At 66.3% G+C, this 19,675-nt stretch carries 15 protein-coding genes and 2 pseudogenes; 11 read left to right on the top strand and 6 right to left on the bottom strand.

Translation table 11 applies throughout. The features are described 5' to 3' along the window. Positions 1 to 5: 5 nt before the first annotated feature. Positions 6 to 764: an NAD(P)H-dependent oxidoreductase gene (locus tag ABZ803_RS28575; protein ID WP_357044116.1), complete on the bottom strand. Its 759-nt coding sequence runs from the start codon at positions 762 to 764 to the stop codon at positions 6 to 8. Positions 765 to 1,306: 542 nt separating this feature from the next. Here ABZ803_RS28575 and ABZ803_RS28570 point away from each other — a divergent pair. Then, positions 1,307 to 2,041, top strand: a complete 735-nt coding sequence (locus ABZ803_RS28570; protein ID WP_357043937.1) for a hypothetical protein — start codon at positions 1,307 to 1,309, stop codon at positions 2,039 to 2,041. A gap of 318 nt (positions 2,042 to 2,359) precedes the next feature. Continuing rightward, positions 2,360 to 2,506: a hypothetical protein gene (locus tag ABZ803_RS28565; protein ID WP_357043935.1), complete on the top strand. Its 147-nt coding sequence runs from the start codon at positions 2,360 to 2,362 to the stop codon at positions 2,504 to 2,506. Here ABZ803_RS28565 and ABZ803_RS28560 read toward each other — a convergent pair. Together ABZ803_RS28560 and ABZ803_RS28555 are read right to left on the bottom strand one after the other, a co-directional pair. Further along, entirely contained in the window at positions 2,500 to 3,075 is a 576-nt protein-coding gene (locus ABZ803_RS28560) for a hypothetical protein (RefSeq protein ID WP_157113816.1), read from the bottom strand. The two genes, ABZ803_RS28565 and ABZ803_RS28560, sit on opposite strands and share 7 nt — an antisense overlap. A gap of 761 nt (positions 3,076 to 3,836) precedes the next feature. Then, complete coding sequence (locus ABZ803_RS28555) at positions 3,837 to 4,049, bottom strand: hypothetical protein (RefSeq protein ID WP_357043933.1); 213 nt, start codon at positions 4,047 to 4,049, stop codon at positions 3,837 to 3,839. A 92-nt stretch (positions 4,050 to 4,141) separates the two neighbouring features. On the opposite strand from ABZ803_RS28555, the gene ABZ803_RS28550 reads away from it, so the two are divergent. Next, a protein-coding gene (locus tag ABZ803_RS28550) for an IS3 family transposase (RefSeq protein WP_357043931.1) occupies positions 4,142 to 5,406 on the top strand; the annotation gives its coding sequence in 2 pieces (ribosomal slippage) (positions 4,142 to 4,415 and positions 4,415 to 5,406; 1,266 coding nt in all). Between the two features lie 930 nt (positions 5,407 to 6,336). Here the strand turns inward: ABZ803_RS28550 and ABZ803_RS28545 are convergent. Both ABZ803_RS28545 and ABZ803_RS28540 read right to left on the bottom strand, forming a co-directional pair. Further along, on the bottom strand, positions 6,337 to 7,707 hold the full coding sequence (locus tag ABZ803_RS28545; RefSeq protein WP_357043929.1) for an alpha/beta fold hydrolase: 1,371 nt from the start codon (positions 7,705 to 7,707) through the stop codon (positions 6,337 to 6,339). A gap of 286 nt (positions 7,708 to 7,993) precedes the next feature. After that, positions 7,994 to 8,976, bottom strand: a pseudogene (locus tag ABZ803_RS28540) (IS30 family transposase). Between the two features lie 1,529 nt (positions 8,977 to 10,505). Here ABZ803_RS28540 and ABZ803_RS28535 point away from each other — a divergent pair. The 3 genes from ABZ803_RS28535 (at position 10,506) to ABZ803_RS28525 (ending at position 13,781) form a co-directional block, all read left to right on the top strand. Beyond that, on the top strand, positions 10,506 to 11,651 hold the full coding sequence (locus ABZ803_RS28535; protein ID WP_357043927.1) for a hypothetical protein: 1,146 nt from the start codon (positions 10,506 to 10,508) through the stop codon (positions 11,649 to 11,651). Between the two features lie 900 nt (positions 11,652 to 12,551). After that, a complete protein-coding gene (locus ABZ803_RS28530) occupies positions 12,552 to 13,040 on the top strand; it encodes a helix-turn-helix domain-containing protein (protein ID WP_357043925.1) in 489 nt (162 codons plus the stop codon). A 114-nt stretch (positions 13,041 to 13,154) separates the two neighbouring features. Beyond that, positions 13,155 to 13,781 carry a TetR/AcrR family transcriptional regulator gene (locus ABZ803_RS28525; protein ID WP_357043923.1) on the top strand — a complete coding sequence of 209 codons (627 nt, stop codon included), beginning with the start codon at positions 13,155 to 13,157 and terminating at the stop codon, positions 13,779 to 13,781. Here ABZ803_RS28525 and ABZ803_RS28520 read toward each other — a convergent pair. After that, on the bottom strand, positions 13,676 to 14,257 hold the full coding sequence (locus ABZ803_RS28520) for an XRE family transcriptional regulator (RefSeq protein WP_357043921.1): 582 nt from the start codon (positions 14,255 to 14,257) through the stop codon (positions 13,676 to 13,678). The genes ABZ803_RS28525 and ABZ803_RS28520 overlap by 106 nt on opposite strands. A gap of 87 nt (positions 14,258 to 14,344) precedes the next feature. Here ABZ803_RS28520 and ABZ803_RS28515 point away from each other — a divergent pair, with 87 nt between their 5' ends. The 5 genes and pseudogenes from ABZ803_RS28515 to ABZ803_RS28495 all read left to right on the top strand — a co-directional run bounded on the left by ABZ803_RS28515 (position 14,345) and on the right by ABZ803_RS28495 (position 19,644). After that, the gene (locus ABZ803_RS28515) at positions 14,345 to 14,971 is read left to right on the top strand and encodes a class I SAM-dependent methyltransferase (RefSeq protein WP_357043919.1); all 627 of its coding nucleotides are present in this window, start codon (positions 14,345 to 14,347) and stop codon (positions 14,969 to 14,971) included. Between the two features lie 19 nt (positions 14,972 to 14,990). Continuing rightward, positions 14,991 to 15,476 (top strand): DinB family protein, encoded by a 486-nt coding sequence (locus ABZ803_RS28510; RefSeq protein ID WP_357043917.1) that lies wholly within the window; start codon positions 14,991 to 14,993, stop codon positions 15,474 to 15,476. A 21-nt stretch (positions 15,477 to 15,497) separates the two neighbouring features. Beyond that, positions 15,498 to 16,514: an alpha/beta hydrolase gene (locus ABZ803_RS28505; RefSeq protein ID WP_357043915.1), complete on the top strand. Its 1,017-nt coding sequence runs from the start codon at positions 15,498 to 15,500 to the stop codon at positions 16,512 to 16,514. A 242-nt stretch (positions 16,515 to 16,756) separates the two neighbouring features. After that, positions 16,757 to 16,861 (top strand): annotated as a pseudogene (locus ABZ803_RS28500) (IS5/IS1182 family transposase); the annotation flags it as partial. Positions 16,862 to 17,553: 692 nt separating this feature from the next. Then, positions 17,554 to 19,644, top strand: coding sequence for a YhgE/Pip domain-containing protein (locus ABZ803_RS28495; protein ID WP_357043913.1), 2,091 nt, complete (start codon positions 17,554 to 17,556; stop codon positions 19,642 to 19,644). Positions 19,645 to 19,675 lie beyond the last annotated feature (31 nt).

Here is a 19,675-nt window from a genome sequence, read left to right as displayed (position 1 = left end):
GTCGGTTACGACGCCACATGCAACCCGAACCCGGTCGCCCCCCGCGCCTCACGCCCTGGCTCGAGACGCAGGCTCCGGTCGTAGTCGCCCCCGGCTTGGGAGCGGTACCGAATCGGCTCCAGCCGCGCCAGCTCCGACATCCGCTGCCGCAGGTCGAGCGCGACGTCACCGAAACGCGGGGAGTCCAGCCGGATGGTGTCGTGCACCAGGAACGGCGGCAGGACGTCCATGCCGGTGTAATACAGGATGCCGTGGTGGATCGGGAACAGCAGATCCTCGACCGGGCCGTTGATCCCGCGATCGGAGTACGACGGCTGCTTGCCCCCGACCGCGACCACGAGCATCGCACGACGGCCCGCCAGGACACCCGCCCCGTACCTGGGCAGCGCCTCACCCCCGGCCCCATAGGCGAACCCGCAGGTGAGAACCCGATCCACCCAGCCCTTCATGATCGCGGGCATGCCGAACCACCAGAGCGGGAAGTGCAGCACGACAGCGTCGGCCCACAGCAGTTTCTCCTGCTCGGCGCGGATGTCGGGGCTCAGCGTCCCGTCGCGGTAGGCCACACCCGAGGCCAGCATGAAGTTGGGCTCCTCGACCACACCGAAATCCTCGGTGTCGGCCGCGGCCTTCCAGCCCATCGCGTAGAGGTCGGTAACTCGCACGTCGTGCCCGTCGGCCCGCAATTGCCGCACGGCCACGTCTTTGAGCGCACCGGTGAGTGAATCCGGCTTCGGGTGCGCGTACACGATCAGTACGTTCATTCCGGCTTTCGTCACATCCCGGCGCAACAGCGTTCGGAACAGCGGATATTTCGCCATCCCCTCGACCTGCGCGGACGCGCGGCGGCAGACGGACTGCCGCGATGGTGTGGAATGTCCTGGCGGGGCGTCTCGCCGCCCACGAGGCCGCGGGCGATCTCGTCTCGCGGCTCGGTGACCGGATCGAGATCCGCGAAGCGTCCGGAAGGCGACCACGCCCGGCATGGTGCAAATCCACAGGCGGCATCGCCACCGACAACGTCGAGCAAATGCGCACAGGCCCTGCGCGCACGGTTTCGACCAGGGGCGAGGCACCCGATCGGCCTCCGCGAGTTCCCCCATCAGCCCGGTTGCGAGCGGGTGGGCGAGATCGACGCCGTGTGCCCGGATCACGCAGCGCGCCGGAAGGGCCGGCTCGTGGGCGATCGGCGAGATCATCCTCGCTGGCGGCGCGAGAGGTTGCCCGGAGACCGTCCGGCGACGCCGGGACGGTATGGTCGGCTGAGCCGGGTCATGATCGTCGGCCGGGAGAGGTTGGGCAGCGGATGATTCGGACGGATGCGTTCACGGTGCCGGGTCACGTGCGTGGCTATCCGGGAGTGGCGTTCGGCGGGTATGTGGCGGGCCTGCTCGCCGCGGCGAGCGACGCCGCGCAGGTGCGCGTCGACTTCCGGCGCGCGGTTTCGGTGGATTCCCCGGTTGTGCTGACCGCCGACGGCTCGGGCGGCGCGTCGCTCACCGATCAGGAGGGCACGGTGCTCGCCGAGGCATCCGAGTCGATGGTTACGGTGACGCCGCGGCCCGCACCCGCTTGGGCGGAGGCACGGGCGGCGACTGCGACCGCCGACGTGCTGCGCAAGATGAGCCACTGCTACGGCTGCGGAGCCGCGTGCGCACCCGGCCGAGGCTTGCGCCTGTCGCCCTGGGCCATGCCCACCCACGACATGGTCGTCGCCGCCTGGACACCCGATCCACTGCTCGGCGGACCCGACGGCTTCCTCTCCACCGAAAACGTCTGGGCTGCACTGGATTGCCCCGGCGGCTGGGCCGCGATGGCCCTGCGTGACCTGCGCCCGGGAGCGGTCACCGCCGCCCTCACCGCCACTCGGTTCGAACCGGTCCGCGCCGGCGATTCCTATCTCTCCTACGGCTGGCCGATCTCCGCGACCGGCCGGAAACACACCGTCGGCGTCGCATTGGCCCGCACCGACGGCACGCTCTGCGCCCTCGCCGAAGCCCTCTGGATCGAGCCCCGCAGGCCGCTGCCGTTCGAATGGTGATCCACCCCACCCGGACCTGTCGGTGGCTATCGGTAACGTCCGCGCCATGCCCTCGTCGGTAGACGAAGTCCTCATCGAATTGGTCCGCCGCAGACCAACTTTGGTCGCTGAACTGCTCACTTCCACGCTCGGCCTGGCACTTCCCGAGTTCGATCACGCCCGCGTCGACTCCGGCGACCTACCGGACATCGAGCCGACCGAGTATCGCGCGGACCTGGTCGTCACCCTCACCGACAGCCAGTACTTCAAGCAGCTGTACGCCGACGGCGTGGCCGAAGGCGAAGCCATCGGCGAAGCCAGGCCAAGGCGTTGCTCACCATGCTCGGTGCCCGCGGATTCGACGTCCCCGCGGTACTCACCGCCGAGATCGAGGCCTGCACCGATCATGCGCGCCTCACAGAATGGATCACCCGTGCCGCGACGGCGAGCGCGCTCGAGGAGATCTTCGGCGACCGGACTCAGTGAGTGTCGACGAAGCGGTACCACTGGCCGTCGAAAGCTGAGTACTCGATGCCGTTGGTGGCGGGCGGGCCGAGGTGTGGTGGGGTGGCCGGATCGCGGAAGAAAGCGAAGCCTTCCGAATCCGAGTCGCCCGCCTGGGTGTAGAACAGGCAGCCGCCGTCACGGGGCGTGACGAAGGTGATGGTGTAGACGCCGAGGCGGGTGCGCTGACCGGGGTGGGCACAGTCGACGGCTTGGTCTTCGAGGATGCCGCGAGACAACCGCCAGCCGGTGTCCTCCGGGACGTCGTAAAGTGTCAGCGCCACCAGGACGCCGATCAGCACGGGCGAGGCGAGGCTGTAGAAGAAGGCCCGGTAGCGCAGCAGGCCGAGCAGCCCGAACAGGACGGCGATTCCGCCCAGCACGCCGAGGACCACCCACAGCACGACGAGGGTGGGAAACGTTCCCTCCGCGGCGAGTTGCCAGAACAGCGCCGCGCAGCAGAGCGCGACCAGGGCGGTCAGGAGCCCCATCCACAGCACGAACCAACGAGGAATACGCGACCGTGTGCGCACGGAGCCTGCGGAGTTCACGTGTTCAAGATACGAGGGGCGGGGGCTTCGCGCGCGGGATCGGCGCCGAAATCGCCCTGCTCCCTGACGATCCCCATGACGGGGAAGCCGCTTCGAGCGCGACAGATAGCCCGCGGCACGGGTGCACGTCGAATTCAAGAATCCGCGCGGGAGAGTTCCTGCGGTGTGGTGCGGCCATGTCCACCGAATTCGGGCAGCCGATGCTTACCCGCGGCCGCGGGCAGTGGGATCGTCAGTGTGAAAACAAACATTCCGGAACGTTTTCCGATTCCGTCCCCGGACCGGAAAATCCCCCGGCCAGCGCTGGCTGACCAGGGGATTCGCTACTCGAAACAGATCGTGCACCGCACGCTCACAGCGGCGGGAAGCCCGCCGATCCGGTGGCCATCCAATTCCAGAACATCGCCGCGCGATTGGCGAGCAATGCCACGATGTCGAGCACAACGCTTCCCATGAATCTTCCTCACAAATCGAACGATCTCGTGCGGCACCCAGGGTAACGGACCGATAAACAGGAGTCGAAACTCCGACCGCCGCGAAAGCGTGAATCCCCCGGCCGCCGGGGCCGGGGGATTCACGACAGGTGGGCCTAGACGCAGGCCAGCGCCTTGGCCTCACGGCGACGGCGACGGCGATGCAGGATCGGCTCGGTGTACCCTCATGACCCTGTTTCCTCGCCTGACCTGCGGTTTAACACAGCTTCACATCTCCAGTGACCGTTTTGTGGCCGTTTGGGCGGGTCAGGACCAACGACCCGCGCGTCACCGGGCATCGACGAGATCAACAACGTGGCGAGCCTCTGGGACGTAGTGCCTCGTAGTCACGGCCGAATCCACCTCGTGCCCCAGGATCAGCCGGGCAGCCGGAAGCCCGTACTTTTCGGCTACGCGCGTCGCACGGGTGGAGCGGAGCGTCTTCACCGTCGACCACTCGAGGTCCAGCCCCTTGACAATCGCCGCCCAGGTCTTGGACATCTGCTCCGACCGCACTACTTGGCCGGTCCGGCTTGGGATGAACCGCCCTGGGTTTGGTGCCCACCTTCTTTCTTGGGAAGGATGGGCAGATCATGCCTGCGAAGTACGACGAAGCGGCCAAGGCCAAGGCTGTCCGGCTGGTCGTCGATCACCGTGGCGACTACGACAGCGAGTGGGCCGCGATGAAAGCGGTCTCCGCGAGGCTGGGAATGACCGCGGAAACCCTGCGCAAGTGGGTCCGCCAAGCCGAGATCGACCGCGGTGACGCCGAGGGGACGACGGCGGAGGCAGCACGGACGATCCGTGAGCAGAAACGCAAGATCGCCGAACTCGAACAGACCATTGAAATCCTGTCTGCGGCAACGTCTTTCTTCGCGCGGGCGAACGACCCGCGACAGCGGTAGTTTGCGCGTTCATCGCTGAACATCGGGCTCGGTTCGGGGTCGTTCCGATCTGCCGTGCGCTCACCGCGCACGGATGCACGATCGCCCCGAGAACCTTCCACGCCTGGGCGCGGCGGGCGCCGTCGAAACGGGCGCTGTGGGACACCACGGTCACCGAGGTCCTGGCCGGGCACTACGAGCCCGACGAGCGGGGCCGACGAACGCCGGAGTCGGTGTATGGGGCAACCAAGATGTGGGCGTATCTGCAACGACAGGGAATCGGAGTCGCCCGGTGCACGGTGGAACGGCTGATGCGTGCCAACGGCTGGAAAGGTGTCGTGCGATGCAAGAAGGTCCGCACGACGTGTCCGGATCCGGCCGCGTCGAGGGCGCCGGACCTGGTCGACCGGCAGTTCCGGGTCCCGGCACCGAACGTGCTGCTCGTCGCCGACTTCACCTACGTCCGTCTGGTCACGGGCACGTTCGTCTACACCGCGTTCGTCATCGACGCCTACGCCGGACGAATCCTGGGTTGGGAATGCTCGACCAGCAAACACACAACGTTCGTGGAGAAAGCGATCCGGCAGGCGGTCGCGCTGCGGGCCCGCGAGGGTCATCCGATCGGTGGAGCGATCCATCATTCTGATGCCGGGTCTCAGTATACGGCGGTGAAACTCGGTGAAACACTGGCACTTTCGGATATGCGACCGTCGATCGGGTCGGTCGGTGACGCGTACGACAATGCACTGGCCGAGACCACGATCGGGCTCTACAAAACCGAAGCGATTCGAGATGACTCCCCGTTCCGGCCTGCCCCGCTGACCCGGCTCGCCGACGTCGAGCTCCTCACCGCGGACTGGGTCGGCTGGTACAACCAGTCCCGGATCATGCACCGACTCGGTCGGCGCCCACCGGCCGAACACGAAGCCGACTACTATGCACTCCACGCCGAGCAACCGGCTGGAGACAGATAAACCGGTGCGCACCAAACCCAGGGCGGTTCACACATCGCTTCCGGAGTGAAGTGGACGCTCTGCCTATGCCTCGCCCTTGTCGTACCGGTGCTGGACCTGACGCGGGCCGATACGAGGACTGGAGACGGAGCCCTGTCTCCTGGACACAGCGATTGCGGTTACGCCGCTCGGACTCTCACATAGACTTCGGAGCTTGCGAGCTGTGTCGTCCCGGGTAGGAGCCGTTCGGTGGGGTTGATGCAAGGCCAAGGCGATGACGGGGAAACGCCACCCACCCAAACGGGTCACATTTGGTTCCTACGCAGCTGCGTGGGACTGGCGTTCATGTTGTGGTCCTCATCCCTATCAAACCCACTGGCCTACCTCACCGGTCGCTGCTCCGGCCGGGACTGGGGAGTCCTGCAGACCATCGATGCCTACCCGTTCTCAATCGAGAAAGCCCCGGACTGGGCTGGAGTGTTCGTCGGTGGGGAATTCTTGGCCATTATCGCCGCGGCTGTCGCCGTCGGCACTCTCTCATCCGAGAACGCTGGCACCCGAACATTCGGTGGCGCGGTGAGCATGGTAATCGGCGCCTGGTGTGTGTTCGTGGGAACCGTTTCGCTCGTCCTAGTCTTCTTCTCCGGCCAACCTGATCCCGGGTGCACACCTGACCACATAACCCCCTTGGTGGGGTTATAGCTCATCTGGATAGCCATGGCTCTGCTGGCGGTAGTGGCCGGCGTCATAGCCTCCTCCCTCTGAGCAGCCCCTACCGTCGGCGCGTCCGAGGAGAGGGGTGCGCACCGAGGGTGTGTGAGAAACTTACGGCGAGAGTCATTGGACAGAGAGCCTTTTCGACACGTATGTCGGACGCCATCGCAGCGAGGTCGACCACGAACTCCGCCCGGGATGGTCCTGTATCCAACAACCGAACGATTCTCCGACACTTCACGAGCGGGTGGGGTGTGTGGACAGTGATCGCAGTCGAGGCAGGCTGTAGTGGTGCCAGGTGTGTTGTAGCGCGGTGGCCAGGAGTGTGCCGGGGATCCAGGGTGGGGTGTCGAAGTGGATGTGGTAGTCCAGGTGGGTGGCCGGGCCGGTGGGGGTGAGCTGGATGCGGCCGTGGTGGCGGCGGACGGGGCCGCGGATGGTGCGGTATTCGATCAGCCGGGGCCGGTGGTGGGCGGTGATCTGCTCTTGGATCGGCCACAGCCCGAGAGCGCGCTGGGCGCGGACGGAGCCGAGCCCGTCGGGAAGGCCGGGAATGACGCTGTCGCGCACACGCTGCTGACGCACCGGCCACAGTGCCGCCCACTGCTCGCTGAGCACGTCGAACACGGTCTCGATGTCGGCGTTCAGGTCGACGGTGAAGTGCAGGCGGTGGCGGCGCGGTGCGGGGTCGGCAGGCTCGCTCGGCGCCGCCGGGGTCTGGGCGGGGCTGCGGGTGATCAGCCAGTCCCGGATGAAGGGGAACACGTCGCTACCGGCGCGGGGATGCAGCAGCGGTGATTCGTGGGTGTGATCGACGGCGAAACCATCTCGCCGCGAGGCCGATTGCACCCGCAGGTCCGGTGAACCGCAGGCGCGGGCCAGGCGGCGGCAGCGACCGGGTGGCGCGATGAGGTCGCGCGGGCTGGTCAAGGCCAGCACCGGCACATCGACACCGGCGAGGACACCACTGATGGCCGAGTTCCGGTGTTCGGCATCCGCCCACCCGGTCGCGTCCTCCAGCGCCGCGGCCGGCTCGTTCTCCGGCCCCAGCCGCATCGCCCGGGCCGGGAACCACTGCCCCCACCGGCGCGAATTGAGCAGTGCGGTCGCGAGCGGGTGCATCAGCAGCGGAATCTCGACGGCGGCGTTGATGAGCACGATCCCGGCCACGCTACGCCGATCCAGGGTTTCGGCGACCGCCCGGGCCACCAGCACGCCGCCGAGGGAATGCCCGACCCAGAACGCGGGACCGGTCCCGGTCTCGGCGATGAGCTGCTGGACCGCGGGGAGATCTTGACGCATCGCCTCCTCCCACCCGGCCCGAACACCCGCCGCCTGGTTCACGCCCCCGGCGCCGCGGCGTTCCACGATCCAGACATCGAATCCCGCCGCGGCCAATGCGGCAGCAAGGCCGCCGCCACCCGGCCATAGATACAATCGGCGATTGTCGAACGTGCCTGGTACCAGCACAACCGGCTGACCGCCGTACAGGCCGATCCGGGTCACGCGGAAACGGCCCCCATCGGCAGTGCTCACCACTGCCACTTTCAGCCCGCACCCGCTCTCGGGGGTCCACTCACTACGGATCGGCTCGTCGGCAGTGGTCATCAGCACTTCCTCACAGAAGTTGGTCAATCGTCCAGTTAGAGTGCCGATAGTGCCAGCACCACGTCCTCCACGCCACGGCGCAGCCCGACCTCCATGACCGGTCACAACCCCACCACCGCCAGAACCCTCATGCACCACAGATCGGGCCCGACGGGTAAGGAATCGTTGCCCTCCGCGCCCGAGTCCGGGCACCCGGATGCCGTCGAGGACTGTGGGGAACCACTTCGAGACACGCGCCAGTCCGACTCTTCTATCGACCTTCTTCTGTCGAGAACCGATGCTGCGCTCAAACAGTCAGCGCGTCACCACTGTTCAGACGCTCAGCGTAGACCTCGGCAGGGCTGCAGTACCCGTGGATCTTGCGGGGCCGGTGGTTGAGTTCGAGGGCTATGGCGTCGAGATCGTGCTGGGTGAACCGGCGAAGATCGGCGTTCTTCGGTAGATATTGGCGCAGTAGGCGATTGGTGTTCTCGTTGGTGCCTCGCTGCCACGGGCTTCGAGGTTTGCACAGATAGATCGGCGTGCCGGTCGCGGCAGTGATGGACTTGTGGCCTGCGATTTCGCGGCCCCGGTCCCAGGTCAGGGATCGGCGCATCGTTGTCGGCAGGCTGAGCAGGTATTTCGTCAAGTAGGGGGTGACCTGGTGGGCCTTGATGCCCTCGGGCAGCGCGACCAGCGCGGCGAATCGGCTGGTCCGCTCGACCAGTGTCGCGATGGCAGACGGGCGTGAGCCCATCACGAGGTCGCCTTCCCAGTGCCCTGCGACCCGGCGGTCTTCGGCTTCGATCGGCCGTTCGCTGATCGGCACCAGGTCGGTGATGACTCGCGACCGTCTCGACGGCGGCCGGCTCGTTTCGGATGTCGCATCAGCCGGCCGGTTCGTAGTCGGCGCGTCAGTGTTCTCTCGATCGCTCTACGTCGGGGATCGAACAACGCCAGGTAGATCGCCTCGTGAGAGATCTGCTTCGATTCGTCGCCGGGGAATTCCCGGCGCAACCATCCCGCGATTTGCTCAGGCGACCAACGAACCGAGAGCTTGCCCTCGACGAGCTCTCGCAGCATCGGATTCTGCACCAGCTTGGCTGGTTTCGGCCGTCGCGCACGGTGATAGGCCCGCTGATCAGCCACCGCTGCCCGATAGGCGCCGTATCCGCCGTTTCGCGCGATCTCGCGCGCGATCGTCGAGGGCGAACGGCCCAGCCCGGTGGCGATCGTGCGGGCCGAGCTGCCCGCGGCCAGGCCGCGGGAAATCTCCTCTCGCTCGGCCATCGTCAAATGTTGGATGCGCCGCTGCGGCGGTCGGCGTTGGAGTCCTCCGGTTTGGGCCAGGAATCGCCTGACGTGCTGCAGCGGCATCCCGAGGGATCGCGCTATCGCACTGAACGATTCTCCCGCTCGCCACCTACGCCACACCTCGTCCTGACAAGCCGCAGACATTCCATAGTCCCGCACCCAAACCTCCACGCCGACATAATCATCCACGCGGTAATGCAGTCACCCCTTGAGCCCAAGACCCATTTCTGCTACAGAAAACGTGTCAGGGCACTGCCCGGACACTCGCCCTCCGGCAGCGCGCGTGACCTGCGGTTTTACCCCTGGGCGGGGGTGACTGTACCCGAAAACCATTCGCGCACAACCGGTCTTGATCAGAATGATGCCGCCGCGGCGCGTGCGGTGTTCATGCGATTGGCGCCGCTGCTGGCCGCGCGCCGCTCGATGCGCCTGTGGAACCCGAGCCTGGGCCGCTACAACGACCACGCCCGAACTCTGACCCGTAAACTGCCCGACCAGCCTGCGGCGGTGCCGATCTATCGTGACGGCCGAACCCGCCTGCTGGCGTTGGATTTCGACAGCACCCGCGATGACACCGCTGCGGTCGAACGAGACGTCCAGCGCTGCCGGGGATGGGTTCAGGAGGCCGGCGGCCGCGCGATCACCGACTGCTCCACCAGCGGCGGCCGCCACATCCTCATCCCGCTGCCCCTCGGGGTCGCCCTCGACCTCGCCCAGGCCGAATCCCTCGCGCGGCTGCTCGCTGCGCGGCTGCCCAGCCTGGACATCACACCGATGCTCAACCCTGCCACCGGCTGCATCACCCCGCCCGGATCGCGTTGCAAACAAGGCGGATACCGCCGTCTGGACGGCACCATCGACGACGCCATCGACACCCTCACCACACGATCCGCACCCGGCTTCGTGGCCCGACTGCAGCACCTGCTCGCCGGGACCGCGCACGACGCGAACACCGTGCACGATGCGCGCGCATCGTGCGCAGCCGACCCAACTGCGCACGACATGCAGCTGTGGGAGGGTGAAGGCGAGTGCGCGCGGTTGCGCGCGGAATACCGCCGCCGAAGCCCGCTTTCTGCCACCGTCGAGGCCTTCGCGCGCGACGGCGCTGCGCCGTCCGATGGCCGCTGGATCACGCGCGCGGGTCGGCTGGATCGCTCCGCGGCACGCCAATCCGTGCTCGCCGCCGCGGTCATGCGCGGCTACTCCTACCTCGACGTGCGCGCGAAACTACCTGTCGCCGGGGGCACCTGGCGCGGGTTCGCCGACGCCTACCACCGCTACGGCCACGGCGCCGACGCCGCGATACACCGCGACTGGATCTCCGCCTGCCGGTGGGCCGAGCACTCCGTCCCCGAATTCCTGCCTGTGGCGCACAAGACAAAAGACACAGGGAGGCACCCAGGCCCCGCCCGGCGGCACACCTACAGCAGCGGTGGCTGGCAGCCGCGACACTGTGGGTGCACGCGCAGTGGCCCCGATCCCCGCGCCGGTGGACCGTGCTGGCGGTGTTGCAGGCCTTGGCATGGGCTTCCGCGGTCAGCGGGCAGATCGCACGTGGCGTGCCCGTCGTCGAGTTCGGCGGGCGGTCGCTGTCTCTGGCCGCGGGCGACCTACCCGAATCCACCATATGGGGCGTGCTGCGGGAACTGCGCGAGCTACCCGGCGCACCGATCCTGCGGACTCGCCCAGGTCAAGGACTGCTCGCCGACCGCTACGCCTTGGTCACACCACACCATGGTGTCCACCCGGTCCGCCCCGACGAGGCCCAAATCAGCCGCGCACGAGTGGAATCCGTCCATCCCGCCTGGTCGGTCCTCGGCATGCACTGCCGAGGACTGTATGAACTCGTCACCCGCGATGGGGTCGCCACTCCAGCCGATGTGTTCGCCGCGACCTGCATCAGCCTCAGCGCCGGATACAACGCATTGGCCGTCCTCACCACCGCAGGACTGATCACCCATACCCGCGGGCGCCTGCAACCTGGAACGACCAGCCTCAACGACGTCGCGCACGCCCACGGCCTCCACCACCAGCGCATCGAACGCCTCGCCCGCCACCACCACGACCGCGCCGCATGGAAGCAATGGCTCCATGAGCGCAGCGCACCCAGCCATTCTCGCGTTCGACTCCGCTCTGCGGCCGGGCAGCCGCAGCCGACCGGCGCAGCAATCGCGCCCCACCGAGCCGATACTGCTAAACACCTGAACACCTGCCCAGCCACCGCGGCGGGCGCGCGCCGAAATGGCAGCGCACGCGGGGCCGGGTACCCGCGCCGCAGCACCAACCCCGATGCCGCCACGGTCGCGCTCACCGCACTGGGCAGATCCGCGCGCGGGGCGCTCGCCACGCGCAAGACCGGCGACCACGGGTACAGCGGATGGCCCGACCCGTCCGTACAGGGCCCGCGATCGTCGACCGGGACCGTCGGCGAAGCCGCGCACACGATGTCCGACGCCACCTACCGGCGCGCCGCTGTCGAGATCTACATGGAGACATCCGATGCACCGATCGCTGGTGGCCGCTGGCTGATCGAAGCAGACTCGATCGTCATCTACGAGCGCCCCACAGGCGTGAAGGTGGCTTCCACGGTCCCGGCCGCCCTCCTTCGGAACTCACCGTCGTGGACACGCGTTGCATCGCAGCGTTTGTAGTGGGTGATCGGAGAAAGCTGGCGAACTAATACTGCAGCGGCACGCAGGTGAGTGGGTGTCCTCGTCGCCGGTAGTGGGATAGGCGGGCTTCGTATTGTCTTCGGCGGCGCCAGTTCGACTGGCTCAGATGTGGTGGGTGCAGCGGAGGACGGGCAGGGTCAAGGCGACGGCCAGGCGGCGGATCTCGTAGTGTGCGTGCGATCTGCCTTGTTCGTGGTTGCTGGTTCCCCTCTTGCCGCAACGGCTTCTGCTCCGCTCAGCCAGGCCAGTGCGAGCATGGACATCGACCACGAACTGTCCGTCGAGGCGACTAATTCTATCGAAATTTCTCAAAATCATAACCCGAGTTCGCAAGTCGTCACTGTAAAGCTCGCTCACCTGCGTCGGTGGAATCTGCCGGAAGCGCATGGCACTGCCCGTCGGTGGGATCTGGCTCACGAGCAGTCCCAGTTGGTCCGCGCGCCGCAATCAAAGCGTCTCTGCGAGCCGAGTCTTATGGCAGCCACTCTACCGATGGCCGATGAAGCGCCTACTTCCAAGGCCACTTTACCTTTGAACTCAATGAAACTCTCTCCATTAGATAACTTGGCCGCCACCCCGTCACGGCCCGAGGAACAGTCGCTCACAGGGGAGACGTGGAATCAACCTACAGTCTTCAAAGAAATCCGATATCAATTCTATCGTGCACCACGGGTTTCGTCGCCAATCATGTATTAAATTGCCTACCGCCGTCGCAGTGGCAGCGTAGTCCAATACCACGTCAGCCAGCCAGATCCGGAGGTGCACGTCATCCTTGCCCGGGGGTCGCCCTTCGGCACTCAAGGCGAATCGCCTCCTCATGCAAACAAGAGGTTTTGAAGTTTCCGAACTATATTGCTACCCGATTTCCTCACCGGCATAGTGACGGAACGCAATCCCCACGGCCGAGCATCTTTTGTTGGGCAGCAGCTATTTTGTGCATTCAGTCGATTGGAGCGTATCTTTGGCGCAGATGTCAGTCATCCTCGAACAGGACTTCGTCCGAGTTGCCCCCGACTTTGGCTGTGTCGCCCCCCTCGTACACGATGCCTCGCTGCCCGCCCCGCCAACCGGCGCGAACTGATCCTGTCCGCTGCTGCCGAACTGTTCTTCCGAGACGGCTACGTCGGACTTTCGATGAAAGAGGTCGCGGACGCGGTCGCGATCACCCCGGGCGTCCTGTACCGCGACTTCGTCGGCAAACAAGATCTCCTGCAGGCAGCCGCCTCGGCAGGGCTCACCGCCGTCGAAACCACACTCCAAGATCAGCTCGAGAATCTGCAGCCGAACCAGCACCATCCTTGCGAGCACCCTGCTCGACCAGCGCGGCATCGCCAGCTTGTGGCACACAGAGGCCCAATACCTCCCTGAGGACGCGAAAAGCGAACTGCGCCTGAGGTTACGGGGCATCGGCGCACGCCTGGCTCGAATCCTGCGCCGGAGCCGTCCCGACTTCAGCTAGCGGCTCACCAGTTCACCGGTCTGATGGCCGACCTGACCCGTTCCGTCGCGGCCCCGCCCACCCCGCTCCATCCGGCACCGGTCGCCGACCGACAGCCCCCGAACCCTTTGTCACCTACCCGGCGACAGGCGATTCTACGAGCCGCGGTCCGCTTGTTCGCCCGCGACGGCTTCGCCAACGTGGAAATGGAGGACATCGGCGACGCCGTCGGCATCTCCGGCCCGAGCCTCTACAACCACTTCGACACCAAAGTCGACATCCTCGTTGCCGCGATGCTGCGCGGCAACGAACCGCTGCGCACCGACATGCACCGCCAACTCGACCGACGCGATCGACCGCCTCATCACCAGCTACTGCGAGTTTGTATTCGGATACACCGACCATATTCGACTACTGACCTCCGATCTGACCCAGCTCCCGACCGAGGACAGACACCAGACCAGCGCAGCCCAACGCGCATACATATCCGAATGGTCGGATCTGCTGCGCCAACGGCATCCGAACTGGGACCCCACCGAGATGATCATTGGCCTGTACAGTTCGTTCACCGATGCGGGTCGGCGTGTACGTGCGATCGCAGTCCCTGCAAGCCGAATAGGATAAGCAACTCCACCGCGCTGCCGTCGGCACTGCCCAGCCAATGCGGTTGAGAAGTGTCGAATTCCGCGGCTTCGCCGGGCGGCAAAGTCAGGTCGCGCTCGCCGACCACCAGTCGGAGACGGCCGTTGAGCACATACAGCCACTCGAAGCCGTCGTGTGTCTGCGGCGTCGGTTCCAGCGGTACCGGGCGCGCGGGAATGATCATCTTGAACGCGTGCACCCCACCCGGCCGCCGGGACAGTGGCACGAAGATCATCCCGAACCGCTTGATGGGTTTCAGATGAATTCGGGGGTCGCCGGTGCGGGGCGCACCGACGAGGTCGTCCAACGGCACGTCGTAGGTCCTGGCGAGGGGCAGCAGCAACTCGAGGGTTGCCCGGCGCTGCCCGCTCTCCAGCCGCGACAGCGTGCTCTCGGAGACGCCGGTCGTCGTGGCGAGGTCGGCGAGGGTGATGCCGCGCTCGCGCCGTAACGCACGCAGGCGCGGGCCCACCGCATCGAGTACGTCGTCTGTTTCGGGATCCATGGGCCCATCTTGCCGGAACCGCAAGATTGCGTGCCAGAGCATGGTGCACCAGACGAGACTGAGCCTATCCCGACAATAGGAGTCTCGATGGCCACCACCGATGCGGCTACGTTCTGGGACGGCGTGTACGCCGACCGACCGGCGCCAGCGGACCCACGACCGAATGTGCCGCTGGCCGAGACGGTCCCGGATATGACACCCGGCGACGTCCTGGACCTCGGCTGCGGCGACGGCGGCGACGCGTTGTGGCTCGCCCGGCGCGGTTGGCGGGTGACCGCCGTCGACATCTCGGCCGTGGCGATCCAGCGGCTCGCCGGCCTCGCACACGCGCACGCCCTGAACGACCGAATCATCGGTGAGCGGCACGACCTGCGCGCGTCCTTTCCAGAGGGGCGGTTCGACTTGGTCTCCGCGCATTACCTGCACACCCCGTTCGACCTCGACCGAGCGTCCGTCCTGCGCCTGGCCGCCTACGCGCTGCGGCCGGGCGGGCGGCTGCTGGTCGTCGACCACGGCTCGACCGCGCCCTGGTCGTGGAATCAGGATCCCGACGTCCAGTACCCCTCCCCGCACGAGGTCGCGGCCGGAATCGACCTGGATCCGGCGACGTGGACGATCGAGCGCGCCGACTCCCCCCGCCGCACCGCGACGGGACCGGACGGGCGCACCGCCGAGGTCACCGACCACGTACTACTGATCCGCCGCACCGCCTGACCCCGTGAAGGAGACCACCGTGCCAACCACCAAACGCCGCAACGACACTCCGCCGCCCCGGACCGCAAGCAGCGAGGCTGAGGTGCTGCGGGGATTTCTCGACTATCTGCGCGCCTCGATCGCCGTGAAGGTCGAGGACGCACCCGAACCGCAGGTGCGCATGGCCGCGGTGCCATCGGGTACCAACCTGCTGGGCCTGCTGCGGCATCTCACCTTCGTCGAGCGTTCGATGTTCCTCGGGTACCGAGTCACCAACTGGCAGGCGACGTTCCAGGCGGCACCGACCGACACCGTGGCCACTGTCGTCGAGCGCTATCGCGAGACGGTCGAGCGGGCCAACGAAATACTCGACGGCTGCACCGATCTGAGTGCACCGGTGCCGCGGCCGGGCCGTCCCGCTCCCAGCCTCCGCTGGGCGCTCACGCACATGATCGAGGAGACCGGCCGCCACGCCGGCCACGCGGACATTCTCCGCGAACTGATCGACGGCTCGACCGGCCGCTGACTTCACCCAGGACAGGACCACATGATTACCGCAACCCGGCCGCACGGCCTGCTCAGCTGCACGCGCGCGGTCGCCATCGCCGCACTCGCGATCTCGCTCGCTATGGGGACCGCGGCCTGCGCCACGACCGCCCCCACCGCTCCCTCCTACGCCACAGCCACACTCGGGGATCCCCAGTTCGAGAACACTTTTCAGCACGAGTTCGCCGACATCGACGGTGTCCGCATGCACTATGTGACCGGCGGCCACGGCACACCGGTGGTGCTGATCCACGGCTGGCCCCAGACCTGGTACGGCTGGTGGCCGATCATGCCCGCGCTCGCCGAACACCACACCGTCTACGCGATCGACCTCCCAGGACTGGGCGACAGCACCGGCACACCGACCGGCTACGACAAAGCCACCCTCGCCCGGTACGTGCACACCCTCATCGCCGACCGGCTCGGCGTGCGCGACGCCCGGGTCGTCGGCCACGACTGGGGCGCCGCCGTCGCATTCGAGTACGCCGACCAGTTCCCCGCCGACACTGCCCGCCTCGGCTACCTCGACCTGCCGCTCCCCGGCCCCGCGATCGATGCCCGCACCTACCGCACGCTGAGCTGGCACATCGCCTTACACGCCCAGCCACGGATTCCGGAAGCGATCGTCGGCGACAACGTCCGCCAGTACCTGGCCATGTTCTACCCACAGGTCTCCTTCGGCGGCACGGCATTCGGCGGCACCTCGCAACGGTCCCCATTCACCGACGCCGAGATCGACGAATTCGCCCGCACCTACAGCAGACCCGCGGCGCTGTCGGGCGGCTTCGAGCTCTACCGCGCCCTCGACAAGGACGTCCGCAACACCGTGGCCGACCCGCCCACATCCGTCCCGACCCTGCTCATGACCGCCCAAGGCCAGCTCGACGCGATCCGAGCCACCGTCTCTCCGCGCCTGACCAACATCGTGGCAGCCGTCGACGTCCCACACGCGGGGCACTGGCTCGTCGAGGAGAATCCCCAGTTCGTCACCGCAGAGCTCGAACATTTCCTCGACTGACGACATCCGGCCCGATCGGAGGGCGACCTACGTCATGGTCGATGCCAGGTTTGTTGCTCTGTCAGTGCGGCCGTGGTCAGGGTGAGGTGTCGGGTCGGTATGTCGGAGGCGGTGCCGGTGTCACGGGCCGGCGCCGCCCCCGCCAATCGGCGATGCTGTCGCGGTCGGGGTCGCGCTGTGCCGACCAGCGGCGGGCCAGCTCGCTCGCGACCCACAGCTGGCCGAAGGTTTCCAGCAACGATATGACAGGGCCCAGTCCGGTCGATCGCGGCAAATCCGGCTCGAAGCTCCATGTGCTCGCCGACTGCGGCAAGATGGGGCTTCCGGTCAGCCTTTCGGCGGCCAGTCTTTCCGATTACCGCTGGCAGCAGATCGACGAGGCCCGCCGGGCCATCGAGCCGGTCCTGCTGCGCATGCCGATCTAACGTGGTGACGTCAACTGGGAGGGCGATTCCGATCCGAGCCGCCCACCACCGCTTGGCCCGCACGCTGGTATTCGCCCCGGATGACGGCGAGTACTACAGCGAGGCCTGGGCCGAGGCCCATCGGGTATTCCATCGCACACTCCAGGAAGAGGGCGGCAACCCGGTGATCCGGCCGGTAACGGCGCTGGTGGCAGCGAGGTGGTGGCTGACGTCCTGCACTCAGCACGGGCGCTCGGCGAGATTGCGGCCTTGGCCCACGACACCTCGCGTCTGTTCTCCAACGTTGCCGTCGTGCTCGGTACGCGAAGCCGGTGGTCGGCGTAATTCGTCGGTCGATATCTGTGCTGTACGGCGTGTCCGTATACGTCACGGTGGGACGATTTCTGGACAGTCGCGATCGCTAGGATCATCGGATCGCCCGCTATCTCGTCGCGGCGACGACCTGGTTACGGTGAATCCGCCGTCTTGCCGCCATGGGGGAAGTTGCGACATCGGGTGGGTGTTCACTGCCACACTGTCTGACTTGGTCACCGAATGCGCACGCGTCTGATTAGTGTTCTGCCAAATCCGATCGTGCCCGCAGGAAGGCCCGCGGATCTCCAACTTTTCAGGGCATGAGCGCCACGGGCCACTTGTGCCCGATCGGTGCCGGAAGGGCCGTCATGGCAGGTAATTCCATCACAGCGCGGGCCATCGACGGACTGCGCGTTCTCCGAGCTGAGCCGCCGCGCAGGCCTGATCTTCTGCGAGCACTGCTGGTTCTCGGGCTCGTGGTACCAACGTTGGTGTCCGCTGTCTATATGTGGGTCATGTGGGATCCCGAGGTATATCTCGAACACATCCCGGTGGCAGTCGCCAGCGACGACGTCGGCGGCATCGACAATGGCAAACCCGAAAACCTCGGTGCCCATATCTTGGACGGGCTCACCTCGGGCAAAGACGTGCAATTCCATCGCGTCTCCAGCGCAGAAGCAGTGGCCGGACTGCGCGAGTCCCGCTACGCCTTCTCCGTCGTCATTCCTCGCCATTTCACCCGCGACATCCTCACCGTCACCGACCCCGAACCCACCCCCGCACGAATCAACGTCTGGTACAACGACTTCAATGGAACATACGGATCCGCAGTAGCCGACAGCGTCATCGCACAAGCACAACGGCAAATCACCGCTTCGATAGGGCGGGAGTTCGCCACCCAGGCCCTCATCGGCATCAACAATCTCGGCTCCGGCCTCGGCGACGCCGCCCACGGCGCAACGCAACTCGCGGACGGCACCGCCCAACTCGCCGACGGATCGGCACAACTGGCCACCGGGCTCGATCAAGCACGGACCGGCAGCACTCAACTCGCCGACGGCACCAGCCAGCTCAGCAACGGGGCCACACAGTTGGCCACCGGAGCGACCCAACTCGTCGGTGGTACAGACCAACTTGGTAACGGAGCCGCCCAGATCCGCGACGGAGTCGACCAGATCGCCTCTCCGATCCTGGCCGCACTCACCCCGTTCGATCAGCTCGCCACCCAGCTCGATCCTTTGCTGGACAAATTGGCCGCCAGTTCCGATCCGGCGATGATCTCCGCAGTCACGCAACTGCGATCACTGCTCAACCAGGTCCGCCAAACCAATCCTGACAGCATCACTTCCCAGATCACCCAACTACGCGACGGCACACGCGAACTCGCCCGGCAACTCACCGACCCCAACGCCGACTACCGGGCCGGGGTGCTGGCACTTGCACTGGGCGCAGGACAGTTACGCGACGGAGCGCAAGCACTCGATCAGGGAACCAAGCAGCTCACCACCGGACTGGGGCAGCTCGCCACCGGCGGCCACCAGCTCGAGGACGGCGCCGAACAGCTCGACATCGGTATGCATCAACTCGACGCCGGACTCACCGACGGGTCGGCGGCTGCACCCCACATCGCCGACCCGAACGCCTCGGCCAGCATGTTCAGCGAGCCGTTCTCGATGAACATCTCCAACCAGGAGCCCGCCGAACGGATCGTCAACGGCGATCGCAGCCACAAAGTTCTTGCCGGCGGCGCAGGCCCGGTCATCGTGGTGCTCGGAACATTCCTCACCGTCATAGTCGCCTGGATGCTGCTGAAACCGTTACGGGCAAGCACACACCCCCGCTCGCTGCCACGGCGTGCACTACGCTCAGTGGTCGACAAGACGCTGATCGGTGCGGTGTGGGGAATCGTCGCGGCCGGCGCCACTGCGGCATACGGCAAATCGATCGGATGGGAACCCCGCAACTGGGCCACCATGATTGCTGTCGTGGTTCTCGTCGGTATCACTGCCGCGGTCACCACGCACATGTTCATCGTTGTCTTCGGGCGCGTCGCGGGCAGCATCGCGGCGTTCAGCTTCTACATGTTCGGGTTGTTCGCATTCGGTGGCGTGTTCCCACTCGGCACCACTCCCTCGGCATTCAAGCCATTCGCCGATATCAGCCCACTCACCTTTGCACGGCGCGCCATCATCCGATGCGACATAGGCCTTTACGACCGGATGTTCTGGATTTCGGTCATGATGCTGACCGCAATGACCGCGCTCACACTCACGATCGCGGTCTCTGCACAATATCTACGGCTACGCGCAACGACCGACAGCAGACCGCCAAATACCTCCGAGGAATCAATTGAGAAGAAGGGGCGTCAGGGACATGCCACAACCTCGGGCAACCCGGCGGCATCTGTGTAGGCGCACGGATCGCCACAAACGATTGAGCAGA

This window comes from Nocardia sp. NPDC047648 (genome assembly GCF_040642815.1).
Taxonomy (GTDB): Bacteria; Actinomycetota; Actinomycetes; order Mycobacteriales; family Mycobacteriaceae; genus Nocardia; species Nocardia gamkensis.
This window is presented reverse-complemented; position numbering and strand designations above follow the sequence as displayed.

Coding starts and splice junctions, on each gene's coding strand:
- ABZ803_RS28575 (WP_357044116.1), bottom strand. CDS start 764: ATGAACGTACTGATCGTGTACGCGCACCCGAAGCCGGATTCACTCACC.
- ABZ803_RS28570 (WP_357043937.1), top strand. CDS start 1,307: ATGATTCGGACGGATGCGTTCACGGTGCCGGGTCACGTGCGTGGCTAT.
- ABZ803_RS28565 (WP_357043935.1), top strand. CDS start 2,360: ATGCTCGGTGCCCGCGGATTCGACGTCCCCGCGGTACTCACCGCCGAG.
- ABZ803_RS28555 (WP_357043933.1), bottom strand. CDS start 4,049: ATGTCCAAGACCTGGGCGGCGATTGTCAAGGGGCTGGACCTCGAGTGG.
- ABZ803_RS28545 (WP_357043929.1), bottom strand. CDS start 7,707: ATGACCACTGCCGACGAGCCGATCCGTAGTGAGTGGACCCCCGAGAGC.
- ABZ803_RS28525 (WP_357043923.1), top strand. CDS start 13,155: ATGGCCGACCTGACCCGTTCCGTCGCGGCCCCGCCCACCCCGCTCCAT.
- ABZ803_RS28520 (WP_357043921.1), bottom strand. CDS start 14,257: ATGGATCCCGAAACAGACGACGTACTCGATGCGGTGGGCCCGCGCCTG.
- ABZ803_RS28515 (WP_357043919.1), top strand. CDS start 14,345: ATGGCCACCACCGATGCGGCTACGTTCTGGGACGGCGTGTACGCCGAC.
- ABZ803_RS28505 (WP_357043915.1), top strand. CDS start 15,498: ATGATTACCGCAACCCGGCCGCACGGCCTGCTCAGCTGCACGCGCGCG.
- ABZ803_RS28495 (WP_357043913.1), top strand. CDS start 17,554: ATGAGCGCCACGGGCCACTTGTGCCCGATCGGTGCCGGAAGGGCCGTC.